Below are 12912 nucleotides of genomic sequence, written 5' to 3' on the forward strand. Positions count from 1 at the left end.
GCCGGGTGAGACTGGCGCCATGGACCGCGTCAGTATCGACATCAGCCAGGGCGTCGCCGACGTGCGGCTCAACCGGGCCGACAAGCGCAACGCCCTGGACCCCGCCATGTTCGCGGCCCTGGTGCGCGCCGGGGAGCGGCTGAAGACCGAGCCGGGGCTGCGCGCGGTCGTGCTGTCCGGCGAGGGGCCGGACTTCTGCGCGGGCCTGGACTTCGCCGCGTTCCAGGCGATGCGCTCCGGCGACCGGATCAGCGCCGACGTCGACCTGCCGCCGCCGGACGGCCCGGCCAAGGCGACCGGGCAGCGCGCGGCCTACGTGTGGGCCGAGCTGCCGGTGCCGGTGATCGCCGCGATCACCGGGCACGCGCTGGGCGGCGGGCTGCAGGTCGCGCTGGGCGCGGACATCCGGATCGTCGCGCCGGACGCCAGGCTGTCCGTGCTGGAGATCAAGTGGGGGCTGATCCCGGACATGACCGGCACGCAGGTGCTGCCGGAGCTGGTCGGCCGCGACGTGGCGAAGGAGCTGACCTTCACCGGCCGCATGGTCAGCGGCGAGGAGGCGGTCGCGCTGGGCCTGGCGACGCGGGTGGCCGACGATCCGCGCGCGGCTGCGCTGGAGCTGGCCCGGTCGATCGCCGGACGCAGCCCGGACGCGGTCCGCGCCGCGAAGCGCCTGCTGGACCTGCCGCGCGACCACGAGGCCGGCTTCGCGGCGGAGCAGCGGGAGATCACCGCGCTGATCGGCAGCCCGAACCAGGTCGAGGCGGTGACCGCGTCGTTCGAGAAGCGGGCGCCGCGCTTCACGGATCCGGCATGAGGAGGACCTACCGGCTCGGGGTTCTGGACGGGGACGGCATCGGTCCGGAGATCGTCCCGGCGGCGGTCCGCGTGGTGGACGCGGCGGCCGGCGCGCTCGCGATCGAGTGGGTGCCGCTGCCGGTGGGCCGCTCGGCGATCGACGAGTTCGGCACTCCCCTGCCGGACTCCACGGTCGAGGCGCTGACCAGCGCCGACGCGTGGCTGCTCGGCCCGCACGACAACGCGTCCTACCCGGAGCCGCACCGCTCGCCTCTCAACCCGAGCGGCTTCCTGCGCAAGCACTTCGACCTGTTCGCCAACATCCGCCCGGCGCGGGCGTTCGACGGCGCGCGGGCGCTGGTGCCGGGCACCGACCTGGTGATCGTGCGCGAGAACACCCAGGGTTTCTACGCCGACCGCAACACCTTCGCCGGCGCGGGCGAGTTCATGCCGACGCCGGACGTGGCGATCGCGCACGCGATCTTCACACGCGAGTCGGTGGAACGGATCGCGCACGAGGCGTTCCGTCTGGCGCGGCGGCGGCGCCGGCGGGTGACGGTGGTCCACAAGGCGAACGTGCTGCGGATGACCAGTGGACTCTTCCTGGACACCTGCCGGGAGGTGGCCCGGCAGTACCCGGACGTCGCGGTCGACGACGCCCACATCGACGCGATGGCCGCCGCCCTGGTGCGGCGCGCGCCGGAGTTCGACGTGATCGTCACGGAGAACATGTTCGGCGACATCCTGTCCGACCTCACCGCGGAGATCGCCGGCTCGCTCGGCATCGCGCCGTCGGTGAACGTGTCGGCCACGCGCGGGATGGCGCAGGCCACGCACGGATCGGCGCCGGACATCGCCGGGCAGGACGTGGCGAACCCGGTCGCGATGATCACCTCCGCCGCGATGCTGCTGGAGTGGCTGGGCGAGCGCCACGACGACCCCGCGCCCGCCCGGGTCGCGGGCATCATCCGTGACGCGGTGGCGGACACGATCCGCGGTGGCGTGGCGACGCGGGACCTCGGCGGCTCGGCCGGCACTCGTGCCTTCACCGACGCCGTGGTGATGTCGATCAAGCACATGACGCGCTGATCGACGGTGTGGTCCGCCGACATGGTGGATCTTCCCGCCCGCTGCCTACCCTGACGATCTCGCACCGGCGCGTGGGAAGGATCGTCGATGAGAAGGTCTGTTGCCGTGCTCGTTCCGGCGCTGGCGGCCGCGGCATTCGCGGCGCCCGCGCACGCGGATCCGGTGGCGGCGTGCACGGAGCTGGCCGGGCTGGCGATCCCGGCCACCGCGATCGGCCTGCCGACCAGCGGTGGCACGGTGACCGCGGCGCAGGTCACCGGCACGTACTGCCAGGTGGACGCGGCGCTGCACCCGGTGGACCCGGCGGCGCCGGACATCCGGATGCGGGTCGCGCTCCCGGCCGAGTGGAACGGCAAGGCGCTGATGTTCGGGGGCGGCGGGTACAACGGCACGATCCCGAACGTGGCGGGCAACGTCCCGTTCGGACCGGTCGACCGGCCGACGCCACTCGCGCGCGGCTACGCGACTTTCGCCGGCGACTCCGGGCACCAAGCGTCGCCGACGCACGTCCCGGCCACTTCGCTCGACGGCTCGTTCGGCGTCAACGACGAGGCGGTGCACAATTTTTCCGGCGACGCGCTGAAGAAGACCCGGGACGCGGCGATGTTCGTGATCGCGAAGCGGTATTCGGCGCCCCCGTCGTACAGTTATTTCGCGGGCGGCTCGACCGGTGGCCGCGAGGCACTGGCGGTAGCGCAACGGTGGCCCGCGGATTTCGACGGCGTGATCTCGGTGTACCCCGCGTGGAACGCGGCGAGCCTGGACTTGTTCTTCGGCTACGAGGCGCAGGTGCTGTCGCAACCGGGCGCGTTCCCGAACCCGGCGAAGCAGGCTCTGTTGTACCGCAGCGTGATCCAGGCTTGTGATGGTCTGGACGGCCTGCGCGACGGCGTGATCTCGGACGAGACGGGGTGCCGGTTCGACCCGCGGGTGCTGCGGTGCCCCGGCGGCGCGGACACCGGTGACACGTGCCTGTCGGACGTACAGATCGGCGCGGTGAAGGCGCTTTCCGAGCCGCTGCGGTGGAAGTACCGCGTGGCGAGCGGCGAGCGTGGTTACCCCGGTTTCCCGTTCCTGTCGGGCGCCGCCATGACGACTCCACTGCTCGGCATGGGCACGGTCGCCCCAGCCACCCCGATGCCGACGGCCGCCGGGTACGGTGTGCAATTCTGGGACCAGTGGGTCCGGTACTTCGTGACCCGTGACCCCGGTTTCGACGCCCTGACGCTGGACCCGCGGCGGCCGGGCCCGTGGCAGAGCCGGATCAGCGAGCTGACCGCGCTGCAGGACGTGAACAACGCGGATCTGGGACCGTTCGCCCGGGCCGGCGGCAAACTCCTGCTGCTGCACGGCACCGCGGACGAGCTGGTCAGCCACCGGTCTACAGTGGACTACTTCGAGCGGGTGGAACGCACGCTGGGCAAGCGGGCGACGGATGCCTTCGCGCGGTTCTACCTGGTCCCCGGCGCGAACCACGCCAACATCGGAGCGGCTTTCCCCGCAGCCTGGGACTCGCTCACCGCACTCGAAAACTGGGCCGAACACCGCGAGGCGCCCAAGGCCCCGGTGGTGACGGACGCGGCCACCGGACGAACCAGGCCACTCTGCGAATACCCGACCTGGCCCCGCTACCGAGCAGGCGACCCAGCCACAGCAAGCAGCTTCAGCTGCGCCAACTGACGGCGCACAGCGCCGTGCTTTGCACCAAAGCGGAGCTGGGTGGTCATCCCGTCGCCTGTCACGTGACGATCACCTTGAGCCAGGGCCGCAACATCTGTGCTCGCGTGAGATGACATGCCAACCTTGCGGCCCTGGCTCAAGGTGATATGCACAAACCGGAAGGCGACGGGATGACCACCCAGCTCCCACCCACCCGAGGTGACGTGCCTGCATTCCCGTCATCCCGGAGCCTGCCCGTCCGGCGAGGACATCTTTTGATCTTTAAAGCCGCGCCTCGGGCAGGCGAAGAGCCCGCCCTACGGGCGGATTCAAAAGAGCGCCTCACGGCGCCAAACGTCACCTTACGACCACCCCCGCCCCCGATGCCTGATTGTGTTTCAGTCGCCGAGCAGGCGTGTCAAGGCGGGAAAGAGTACCTTGACACGCCTGGTCGGCGACCAAAGATCGGCTGTGGATCGGGGGCGGGGGAGGTCTGGTTGGGGTAGTCGGTCCACTTGCGCCGCCGGCTTGCGGTTCGTGGGGTGGACTTCGGTCCAGGTTGGCGTCGGGCCCGCTTCCGCTGCCGTCCGCCGATTGGTGAGGTGAACTGCGGCCCAGGTTGACGTCGGGCCCGCTTCCGCTGCCGTCCGCCGATTGGTGAGGTGAACTGCGGCCCAGGTTGGCGCCGGGCCCCTTCCGCTGCCGTCCGCCGGTTGGCGAGGTGGGACGGAAGGCCGGGGGGGCAGCCACACCGTTCCCGGCCCCCGCACATCCCCCACCACCGCCGGCCTCACCCCTCCGGCGCCACTTCCCCGTAAGCCACCACCGACAGGAACCGGATGGGGAGCTTCACCAGCTCCCGCGGCCCGTGCACACCCTCGCCGTCCAGCTGCAGCGCATCGCCCGGGCGCATGGTGTAGCTGGCCTCCCCGTGGCCGTACACCATCTCGCCCTCCAGCATGTACAGCAGCTCCGTCCCGGGGTGCTGGAAGAGCGGGAACTCCTCACTCCGCTCGGTCAGCGTGACGATGTGCGCTTCCATCCGCTTGTGCGGCCCCCGCAGCGCACCCAGCAACGTGTAGTCGTGACCCACCCGCGTTCCGCGTTGCACGATTCGCGCTCCGGCGCCCGCCGGGGTGTACACCGCCTCGCGTTGGGTGTCGGCTGCTCGGAACAGCGCGGTGACCGGCACGTCGAACGCGTCCGCCAACCGGTCGAGCGTCGTGAGGCTGCAGGAGATCGTCGCGTTCTCGATCTTGGACAGCATCGCCACCGAGATGCCCGTGCGCGCCGCCAGCTCGGCCAGCGTCAGGCCGTGGGCGTGCCGCAGCTGGCGCACCTGCCCGGCGATCGCCCGCTCCAGCCTGCCCTGCCGTGGCGCCGGCTTGTCGACCTCGCGCGCGGCCGGCCCGGCAGGTGCCTCGTCCTTGCTCACGACTGCCCGCCCATCCACCGATGATACTCAGCGCATCTCCCCCGCCCCCACGTACGGGTGCGGGCTGGTCAGCAACGCACCCTCGGCGAACCGCGACAACCGGAAATCCGCCTCCGGCACGTCCGGGTCGGCGCTCTTGCCGTCGACCACCAGGTCCGCGACCAGCGCACCCACCGCGGGCGAGATCTTGAACCCGTGCCCGCTGAACCCGGCCGCCACCACCAGCCCGTCGACCGGCGCCGGCGAGATCACCGGGTTGAAGTCCGGCGTCACGTCGTAACACCCGGCGTAGGTGCTCGCGATCGACGCGTCCGCCAGTCCCGGGAACCGCCGCGCCATCTTCTCCACCGCCAGCTCCAGGAAGTCCGCGTCGGCCCGGTTGGCGTAGTCGTCCGGGTCGGCCGGGTGCAGCCGGGCCAGGTCGCTGTTGCCGAACAGGATCTCCCCGGACACCTCGGGCCGCACGTACTGCAGCGACACCAGATCCGAGAACACCGGCACCGCCCCCAGGTCCACCCCCGGGTCGACCAGCACGATCTGCTCCCGGTGCACGGTGATCGGCAGCTCGATCCCGTGCGCGGCCAGCAGCGGCACCGACCACGGCCCGGCCGCCACGACCACTGTGGACGCCCCGATCACCGACCCGTCGGCCAGCCGCACCCCCGTCGCCCGCTCCCGGGACACCAGCACCTCGGCCACCGCCGCGCCCTGCCGGATCCGGACCCCCGCCGCCCGAGCAGCCGCGGCAAACGCTTGCGCCGTCGAGTAGGCGTCGCCGTAGCCACCGCGCGGCTCCCACGCGAACGCGGCGAAGTCGTCCAGATCCGCGACCGGCCACAGCTTCGCCACCTCGGCCCGGTCGATCTCCTCGGTCGCCACCCCGACCGCCCGCTGATCGGCCAGGCTGGCCCGCAGCGCCTCCACATTGGACTCCCCGACGCCGACGACGTACCCGGTCTGGTGGAACCCGATATCGGTCTCGAGGATCTCGGCGGCGTTCTCGAACAGCTCCATCCCCTTGCGGGCCATCGCCGCCAGCGACGACACCCCGTAGTGACAGCGCACCACGCCGCTGGACTTGCCCGTCCCGCCCGAACCGACGGTGTCCCGCTCGCACACCACCACGTCCGTCACGCCGCGCTGCGCCAGCGCCCACGCCGCCGCGGTGCCCTCCAGACCGCCGCCGACGATCACCACCTCGGCGTTCACCGCGACACCCCCGGGATCCACTCGGTCCCGGCCAGCGGCACGCGGGCCATCGCGGCGGCCTCGATGGTCAACGCGACCAGGTCCTCGGGCTCGAGGTTGCGCAGGTGCGCCTTCCCGCACGCCCGGGCCAGCGTCTGCGCCTCCATGGTGAGCACCCGCAGGTAGTTGGCGATCCGGCGGCCGCCCTCGACCGGGTCCAGTCGCGCGGCCAGTGTCTCGTCCTGGGTGGTGATACCGGCCGGGTCGCGGCCGTCCTGGAAGTCGTCGTAGAACCCGGCCGCTGACCCGATCTTCGCGTACTCCGCCGCGTAGCGCGGGTGGTTGTCACCCAGCGCGATCAACGCGGCGGTGCCGATCGCGACCGCGTCCGCGCCCAGGGCCATCGCCTTGGCGACGTCGGCGCCGGTGCGGATGCCGCCGGAGACGATCAGCTGGACCTTCCGGTGCAGCCCGAGTTCCTGCAGCGCCTGCACGGCCTGCGGGATCGCGGCCAGCGTGGGGATGCCGACGTGCTCGATGAACACGTCCTGGGTGGCCGCGGTGCCGCCCTGCATGCCGTCCACCACGACCACGTCCGCGCCCGCGGCGACGGCCAGCTTCACGTCGTAGTAGGTGCGGGTGGCGCCGACCTTGACGTAGACCGGCTTCTCCCAGTCGGTGATCTCCCGCAGTTCCAGGATCTTGATGGCCAGGTCGTCCGGCCCGGTCCAGTCCGGGTGGCGGCAGGCCGAGCGCTGGTCGATCCCGGCGGGCAGCGTGCGCATCCCGGCGACGCGCTCGGAGATCTTCTGCCCGAGCAGCATCCCGCCGCCGCCCGGTTTGGCGCCCTGGCCGAGCACGATCTCGATGGCGTCCGCCTTGCGCAGGTCGGCCGGGTTCATGCCGTACCGCGAGGGCAGGTACTGGTAGACGAGGTGCTTGGACTGACCGCGCTCCTCGGGTGTCATGCCGCCGTCGCCGGTGGTGGTGGACGTGCCCACTTCGGACGCGCCGCGCCCGAGCGCCTCCTTCGCCTGCGCGGACAGCGCGCCGAAGCTCATCCCGGCGATGGTGACCGGGATGTCCAGGTGCAGCGGGTACTTGGCGTGGCGGTCGCCGAGGACGACGTCGGTGTCGCAGCGCTCGCGGTAGCCTTCGAGCGGGTAGCGGGACATCGACGCGCCCAGGAACAGCAGGTCGTCGAAGTGCGGCAGCGGGCGTTTGGCGCCCCAGCCGCGGATGTCGTAGACGCCGGTTTCGGCGGCGCGCTGGATCGCGGCGATGGTGGCGCGGTCGAACGTCGCGGACTCGCGCAGGGCGGGGTCGGTCATCAGCTGCTCCTGGTCAGTACGAGTTGTGCGCGGCGAAGTGGTAGAGCTTCCGGGCGGAGCCGTAGCGGCGGAACTCGGACGGGTCGTGCGCCAGGCCGGAGACGGCGAGCAGGTCCTTCAGCTCGCTGAGGTGCTCCTCCCGCATCGGCTTTTCGACGCAGTCCGCGCCGAGCCCGCCGACCGCGCCGCGCACGTAGATCCGGGCCTCGTAGATCGAGTCGCCGAGGCCGTCCCCGGCGTCGCCGCACACGACGAGCCGCCCGGCCTGCGCCATGAACGCGCTCATCGGGCCGATGTCGCCGCCGACCACGATGTCGATGCCCTTCATCGAGATGCCGCAGCGCATCGACGCCGAGCCCTCGATCACCAGCAGCCCGCCGTGTCCGGTCGCCCCGGCCGATTGGGACGCGTCGCCGGTGACCCGGACCAGGCCGGACATCATGTTCTCGGCCACCCCGGTGCCCGCGTTGCCGTGCACGGTGACGGTGCCGCCGTCGTTCATGCCCGCGCAGTAGTAGCCGGCGTGGCCGCGGATGTCGACGGTGATGTCGTCGCGGATCCCGGCGGCCAGCGCGTGGGCGCCCTGCGGGTGCCGCACCTCGTACTCGCGTGCAACCGGGGCGTGCAGTTCGGCGTTCAGCTCCCGCACGCTGCTGCGGGTGAGGTCGATCAGCGCTGCCATGCGTAGACCCTTTCCGGCTCGGGCTCGTAGATGCGGGCGGTTGCGATGCCGGGCAGGTCCGCGAGCGCGCGGAACTCCGAGGCCATCGCGACCCAGGCGGGTGTCTCGGCGATGATCGCGGGCTTGCAGGCGATCGCGTCGCGCACCACGGCGAACCCGTCCGCGCTGGTCACCAGCAGGGTGTAGAAGCCGTCGAAGCGCTCGCACAACGCGCGCAGCGCCTTGTCCAGGTCCTCACCCTCCGCCAGCCGCTGCGCGACGAACCGGGCACCGACCTCGGAGTCGTTGTCCGAGTCGAACTCCACGCCCCGCGCCCGCAGCTCGCGGCGGATGGTGGCGTGGTTGGCGAACGATCCGTTGTGGACCAGGCACTGGTCGGGGCCGACCGAGAACGGGTGGCAGCCCTCGGGCGTGACCGCCGACTCGGTGGCCATCCGGGTGTGGGCGAGGCCCTGCCAGCCCTGCGCGTGCGCCAGGTCGTAGGTGGCGGCCAGCTCCCGCGGGTGTCCGGTTCCCTTGTAGACGGTCAGATCGGCGCCCGCGCCGACGATGCGCTCGCCCGGCAGGGCGGCGACCAGGTCCTCGACGGACAGGGGCGCGGCGAGCACGGTGGTGTCGCCGGCTTCGGTCACTACAGCGTCAGGAAAGCGCTTGCGCAACTTCTCGGTGTCGGCCGACAGCAGTGACACCGCGGCGTATCCCTCGGGACAGCGGCGGCGGTCACCGTAGACCGCGACGCCCGCCGAGTCCGGGCCGCGCTCGACGACCTGGCACAGCATCCCCTCCAGCAACTGCCCGAGCCGCGGGTACAGCCCGGGATCGCGCAGGTGCAGCCCCACGATTCCGCACATGGCGGGTCTCCTTCCTAGAACGCGGTCAGGTAGCGGTCGTGCTCCCACGAGCCGACGGTGCCGTGCCAGTCGAAGAACTCCTCGCGCTTGAGCCCGGCGAAATACTCGGCCACGCCCGGCCCGGCGGCGTCCAGTGCGGCGGTGACCACCGGGTCCGCGCCCAGGGCGTCGATCGCGTGCAGCAGCGTCGGCGGCAGTTCCGGGCGTCCGGCGGTGTCCGGGTCGAGCCCCCGCTCGATGCCGTCCAGACCGGCGGCGAGCGCCGCGGCCAGGGCGAGGTAGGGGTTGGCCGAGCCGTCGCCGCCGCGCAGCTCAACGCGGTTGCCGTCCGGGATGCGCACGTAGTGGGTGCGGTCGTTGCCGCCGTAGGTCGCGCGCCGCGGTGACCAGGTGGCGCCCGAGCGGGTCGAGGTCGCGCCGGTGCGCTTGTAGGAGTTCACGGTGGGCGCGAGCACGGCCTGCAGGGCGGGTGCGTGCGCGAGGATGCCGGCCAGGAACCGGCGCGCCACAGTGGACAGTCCGAACGCTTCGCCGCCGGGGAACAGCGGCGTGCCCGCGTTCCACAGCGACAGGTGCAGGTGCATGCCGGAGCCGGTCTGGTCCGCGAACGGCTTGGGCATGAAGGTGGCGGTCATGCCGCGCCGCTCGGCCAGTGTGGAGATCAGGTACCGGGCGGTGATGACGCGGTCGGCGGTGGTGAGCGCGTCGGCGTAGGCGAAGTTCTGCTCGAACTGGCCGTTGGCGTCCTCGTGGTCGTTGGCGTAGTTGCCCCAGCCCAGGGCGTTCATCGCGGACGAGACACCGGTGAGGTGGTCGTACATGCGGGTCAGGCCGCGGGCGTCGTAGCAGGGGCGGGCCGCGTTGTCGTGGGCGTCGGCGGGCACGAGCCGGCCGTCGGAGTCGCGGTTGACCAGGAAGTACTCGACCTCCGCACCGGCGAACAGCTCCAGCTGCCGGGCGGTGGCCCGCCGCAGCAGCGACTTGAGGATCACGCGCGGCGCGAACGGCCACGGCCGCCCCTCGACGTGCGGGTCGCAGTGCACCAGCGCCAGCCCCTCGCGCACCATCGGCAGGAGCGTGTAGCTGGCCGGGTCGGGGATCGCGATCAGGTCGGGGTCGGAGGGCTGCTGGCCCATCGCGCCGACCGCGTACCCGGCGAACCCGACGCCCTCCTCCTGCAGTTCGCGCGCGGCCTCGACCGGCACGAGCTTCGCGCAGGGCTTGCCGGTCAGGTCGACGAAGAGGGCCATCAGGAAGCGCACACCGTCGGCACGGGCGCGCGCGGCGAGGTCGGGCGCGGCCGCCGGCGCGGGTGGCACGTCGAGCGTCATCTCGGTCTCCCGGTTCTGTGCTGGCTTATCGTTTCACGAAACTGATTGTCGCCACAAGAAACCGAGAGGTGGTTACGGACGTGTGAATACGCGTTACGAGTCGCGCTACAGACGAGACGGCATCGTCTCGACCGTTCGCACCGGCGTACCGGTGCGCCACACTTCGCCGCCGCGCTCGGCGCACTGGACGACCACATCCGCCGTGGCAGCGAGGACCGGGCGACCGGCACCGTGCACCGGCTGACCGGCCGAAGCCGCTGCGCCGGTTCCTGACCGAGCGGCTCAGGCGCGGAGGGCGCCCAACTAGGCTGGTCGCATGGATCGTCGCGCCGCCGGGCTGACCGAACTGAGCCGCGGGCTCGCCGGATACCTGCGGGCGGTGGCCGAGGCCGTCGGGGTGCCTGCGGAGGCGACGTCGTTCGAGCTCAGCGACACGGCCACCGCGTACCTGGGGCTGACCCGCCGGTGGCCGACGCGGCCGGGCGAGGACCTGATGCTGGTGTGGAGCGAGCGCAACGGCTGGGCGGTCGCGGTGGAGACCGATCCGGGCGAGCCGCCGGTGGTGCTGGCGTGGTTCGCGGGCGAGGACGTGGTCCCGGAGCCGGCCGCCGTGGCGCGGTTCGTCACGGACGTCATCGCCGCGGAGCGCTCCAGCGCGCCACGGCCGGTGTTCGCGGTGGACGTGGGGCGGAGCGAGCTGGCCGCGCGCCTGGCGCGGTACGTGGAGAACTAACCGCGGGCGGGCGGTGCCCGGCCGGCGGCCGACTGGCGCGGTAGGCCTGAGGCTGGACGGCGGGCGGGGCAACCAGCGGGCGGTCGCCCGATCCGCCTGGGCGTCGGCCGGCGACGGCCGCGCCCCTTGCGCGCTACGCCTGAGCCGGCGGCGCACGGAGCGAGCGCGGCGAGGAAAGCACCGCGGGCGGGCGCCCGGCAGACGGCCGCGCGCTGGTGCGGTACCCCCGAGCCCTACACGCGGGCGGGCGGCACCACCACGAGGACGAGGCTGTCGCCCGCGGTGGTCGTCACGGAGACCGTGTCCGAACCCTGCCTCCGGTACCCCACCACCGGCGTCAGCGACCCGCGCCGGTCGAAGTGGCGGACGGCGGGATCCCAGGCCGTCGTGTGGTAGGCGATCCGGTCGATCGGCCCGAGGCGGGCTGCCAGCACCGCGCGCAGTGCCGGCAGCTCCGCGGACAGGTCACGCGACCGGGGCCACCAAGCCCCGTCGACGTACCCCGGGGTGGGCGCCGTCGGGTTCTGACTCGCTCGGAGTTTCAGCCGCGGCGGCCCGGCGGCCGTACCGGCCTTCGGGGTGGTGGTGCGAACGTGTGGGCCCGACGACATGCCGGTGCTCCTGCCCCCGGCCCGTGACCGGGTCGGCTTCAGCGGCCGAGAACGGCGCCGGCTTGACCGCCGGTGCGCGAGATGCTCTCGACACCTCCGACGCTACACCCACCCGGGCCGGATAGCGCCGTCCGCGAGCGGATTTCCCCCGCCGGGCAGAAAAAACCTCGTCAGGCTTCGGCCACCGCGTCCTGCTTGGCCTGCCGGCGCGCCTTGGCCGCCAGCATCGCCGGGCTGATCTTGCCCGTCTCGGCGGGCTTGCGCGGCTCCGGCGCCTCCGGAACCTCGTCCGCCGCCTCGTCCACATCGGACTCCGCAGTATCCGCCAGCTCTTCGTCCTCGTCAGAGTCCACTGTGGTCTTTTCGTCGGCGGCTCCGGTGGGCAGCAGGTCTAGCGCGGGCGGCTGGATGTCCGGGGTGCGCGCCGCCTGCTCGGCCGCCGTGTCGATGATCTCGCCGATCCGGACCAGCTGGGCGAGCAGGGTCTGCCGGGTGGCGCGCAGGCGTTCGACCTCCTCCTCGGCCCGGCGGATCATCTCCTGCGCCTGCTCGTTCGCCCGCTTCGCCAGGTCCTCGCGCTGGCGGCGGGCCTCCTCGGCCTGGTCCTCGTACGCCTTGCGGGTCTCCGCGGCGTCCTGTTCGGCCTGTTCGCGGATCTCGCGCGCCTCCACCTCGGCCTGGGCGATGATCCGCTCGACCCGGGCGCCGATGCTGCCGGACCCCACGATCTGCAGGGGCACCGACGGGTCACCGCCCAGTTCGGACAGCCGCCGCTCCTTCTCCTCCAGCTCGCTCGCCAGGTGCCCGGCCCGCGCGCGCAGCCGGCGGATGTAGGCGTCGACCTCCCGGCGGTCGTAACCACGCAGAGCCGACGAGAACTCGATCTCGCGCTCGGCCAGGATGTCATTGCCACCGCTGTTGACCATGTCCCCGAGTCTCGATCGCGCCGCCGGGGCCCGCAAACCACCATTCCCCGTTCGGCTGAAGATCAGGTTCGCCGGGACACCCTCGGCATGCCATCGCACCGTAGCCGTCGGGGGTGGCGCGCGGTCCGATCGTGCGACCGGGCGCCCGGCACCCCCCGCAGCGACTCCTCGACGTGAGCACGAACCGGCACGGCCCACCGGTACGGGTGAATCACGCCTGCTGGGACACCGTGGCCAGCCAGCCCCAGGGGAGCAGCGAGCGGGTGGACCGGAACGCC

The 12912-nt window shown here is 72.3% G+C and carries 12 protein-coding genes; 4 read left to right on the forward strand and 8 right to left on the reverse strand.

Annotated features, from left to right (window positions below):
* The first annotated feature begins 19 nt into the window (after positions 1–19).
* From IE290_RS11700 to IE290_RS11710, 3 genes are all read left to right on the forward strand, one after another.
* Positions 20–817, forward strand: coding sequence for a crotonase/enoyl-CoA hydratase family protein (locus tag IE290_RS11700; protein WP_191244561.1), 798 nt, complete (start codon positions 20–22; stop codon positions 815–817).
* Positions 814–1887 carry an isocitrate/isopropylmalate dehydrogenase family protein gene (locus tag IE290_RS11705; RefSeq protein ID WP_191244562.1) on the forward strand — a complete coding sequence of 358 codons (1074 nt, stop codon included), beginning with the start codon at positions 814–816 and terminating at the stop codon, positions 1885–1887. The genes IE290_RS11700 and IE290_RS11705 overlap by 4 nt, the downstream gene beginning before the upstream one ends.
* Positions 1888–1974: 87 nt before the next feature.
* Positions 1975–3567 (forward strand): tannase/feruloyl esterase family alpha/beta hydrolase, encoded by a 1593-nt coding sequence (locus tag IE290_RS11710; RefSeq protein ID WP_191244563.1) that lies wholly within the window; start codon positions 1975–1977, stop codon positions 3565–3567.
* A 769-nt stretch (positions 3568–4336) separates the two neighbouring features.
* Here the strand turns inward: IE290_RS11710 and IE290_RS11715 are convergent.
* The 6 genes from IE290_RS11715 to glnT are packed head-to-tail and all read right to left on the reverse strand — an operon-like array spanning position 4337 to position 10364.
* Positions 4337–4981, reverse strand: a complete 645-nt coding sequence (locus IE290_RS11715) for a helix-turn-helix domain-containing protein (RefSeq protein WP_191244564.1) — start codon at positions 4979–4981, stop codon at positions 4337–4339.
* A 27-nt stretch (positions 4982–5008) separates the two neighbouring features.
* Complete coding sequence (locus IE290_RS11720) at positions 5009–6190, reverse strand: NAD(P)/FAD-dependent oxidoreductase (protein ID WP_229874418.1); 1182 nt, start codon at positions 6188–6190, stop codon at positions 5009–5011.
* Positions 6187–7500 (reverse strand): FMN-binding glutamate synthase family protein, encoded by a 1314-nt coding sequence (locus tag IE290_RS11725; protein WP_191244566.1) that lies wholly within the window; start codon positions 7498–7500, stop codon positions 6187–6189. Before IE290_RS11725 ends, IE290_RS11720 begins: the two co-directional genes overlap by 4 nt.
* A gap of 13 nt (positions 7501–7513) precedes the next feature.
* A complete protein-coding gene (locus IE290_RS11730) occupies positions 7514–8182 on the reverse strand; it encodes a GltB/FmdC/FwdC-like GXGXG domain-containing protein (RefSeq protein ID WP_191244567.1) in 669 nt (222 codons plus the stop codon).
* A complete protein-coding gene (locus IE290_RS11735; RefSeq protein WP_191244568.1) occupies positions 8170–9033 on the reverse strand; it encodes a class II glutamine amidotransferase domain-containing protein in 864 nt (287 codons plus the stop codon). The genes IE290_RS11730 and IE290_RS11735 overlap by 13 nt, the downstream gene beginning before the upstream one ends.
* Positions 9034–9047: 14 nt before the next feature.
* Positions 9048–10364: a type III glutamate--ammonia ligase gene (glnT, locus tag IE290_RS11740; protein WP_191244569.1), complete on the reverse strand. Its 1317-nt coding sequence runs from the start codon at positions 10362–10364 to the stop codon at positions 9048–9050.
* 316 nt (positions 10365–10680) lie between these two features.
* Between glnT and IE290_RS11745 the strand changes: the two genes are divergently transcribed.
* On the forward strand, positions 10681–11097 hold the full coding sequence (locus IE290_RS11745) for a DUF6292 family protein (RefSeq protein ID WP_191244570.1): 417 nt from the start codon (positions 10681–10683) through the stop codon (positions 11095–11097).
* A 233-nt stretch (positions 11098–11330) separates the two neighbouring features.
* On the opposite strand, the gene IE290_RS11750 is transcribed toward IE290_RS11745, so the two are convergent.
* Positions 11331–11708, reverse strand: a complete 378-nt coding sequence (locus IE290_RS11750; RefSeq protein WP_191244571.1) for a DUF5994 family protein — start codon at positions 11706–11708, stop codon at positions 11331–11333.
* 170 nt (positions 11709–11878) lie between these two features.
* Positions 11879–12634, reverse strand: a complete 756-nt coding sequence (locus tag IE290_RS11755) for a DivIVA domain-containing protein (protein WP_191244572.1) — start codon at positions 12632–12634, stop codon at positions 11879–11881.
* Positions 12635–12912 lie beyond the last annotated feature (278 nt).

Origin of the sequence: Amycolatopsis deserti (assembly GCF_014653945.1) — a bacterium.
GTDB lineage: Bacteria > Actinomycetota > Actinomycetes > Mycobacteriales > Pseudonocardiaceae > Amycolatopsis_E > Amycolatopsis_E deserti.

Excerpts from the sequence above, each read along its gene's own strand:
- IE290_RS11700 (WP_191244561.1), top strand. The coding sequence starts at position 20 with ATGGACCGCGTCAGTATCGACATCAGCCAGGGCGTCGCCGACGTGCGG.
- IE290_RS11705 (WP_191244562.1), top strand. The coding sequence starts at position 814 with ATGAGGAGGACCTACCGGCTCGGGGTTCTGGACGGGGACGGCATCGGT.
- IE290_RS11710 (WP_191244563.1), top strand. The coding sequence starts at position 1,975 with ATGAGAAGGTCTGTTGCCGTGCTCGTTCCGGCGCTGGCGGCCGCGGCA.
- IE290_RS11725 (WP_191244566.1), bottom strand. The coding sequence starts at position 7,500 with ATGACCGACCCCGCCCTGCGCGAGTCCGCGACGTTCGACCGCGCCACC.
- IE290_RS11730 (WP_191244567.1), bottom strand. The coding sequence starts at position 8,182 with ATGGCAGCGCTGATCGACCTCACCCGCAGCAGCGTGCGGGAGCTGAAC.
- IE290_RS11735 (WP_191244568.1), bottom strand. The coding sequence starts at position 9,033 with ATGTGCGGAATCGTGGGGCTGCACCTGCGCGATCCCGGGCTGTACCCG.
- glnT (WP_191244569.1), bottom strand. The coding sequence starts at position 10,364 with ATGACGCTCGACGTGCCACCCGCGCCGGCGGCCGCGCCCGACCTCGCC.
- IE290_RS11745 (WP_191244570.1), top strand. The coding sequence starts at position 10,681 with ATGGATCGTCGCGCCGCCGGGCTGACCGAACTGAGCCGCGGGCTCGCC.
- IE290_RS11750 (WP_191244571.1), bottom strand. The coding sequence starts at position 11,708 with ATGTCGTCGGGCCCACACGTTCGCACCACCACCCCGAAGGCCGGTACG.
- IE290_RS11755 (WP_191244572.1), bottom strand. The coding sequence starts at position 12,634 with ATGGTCAACAGCGGTGGCAATGACATCCTGGCCGAGCGCGAGATCGAG.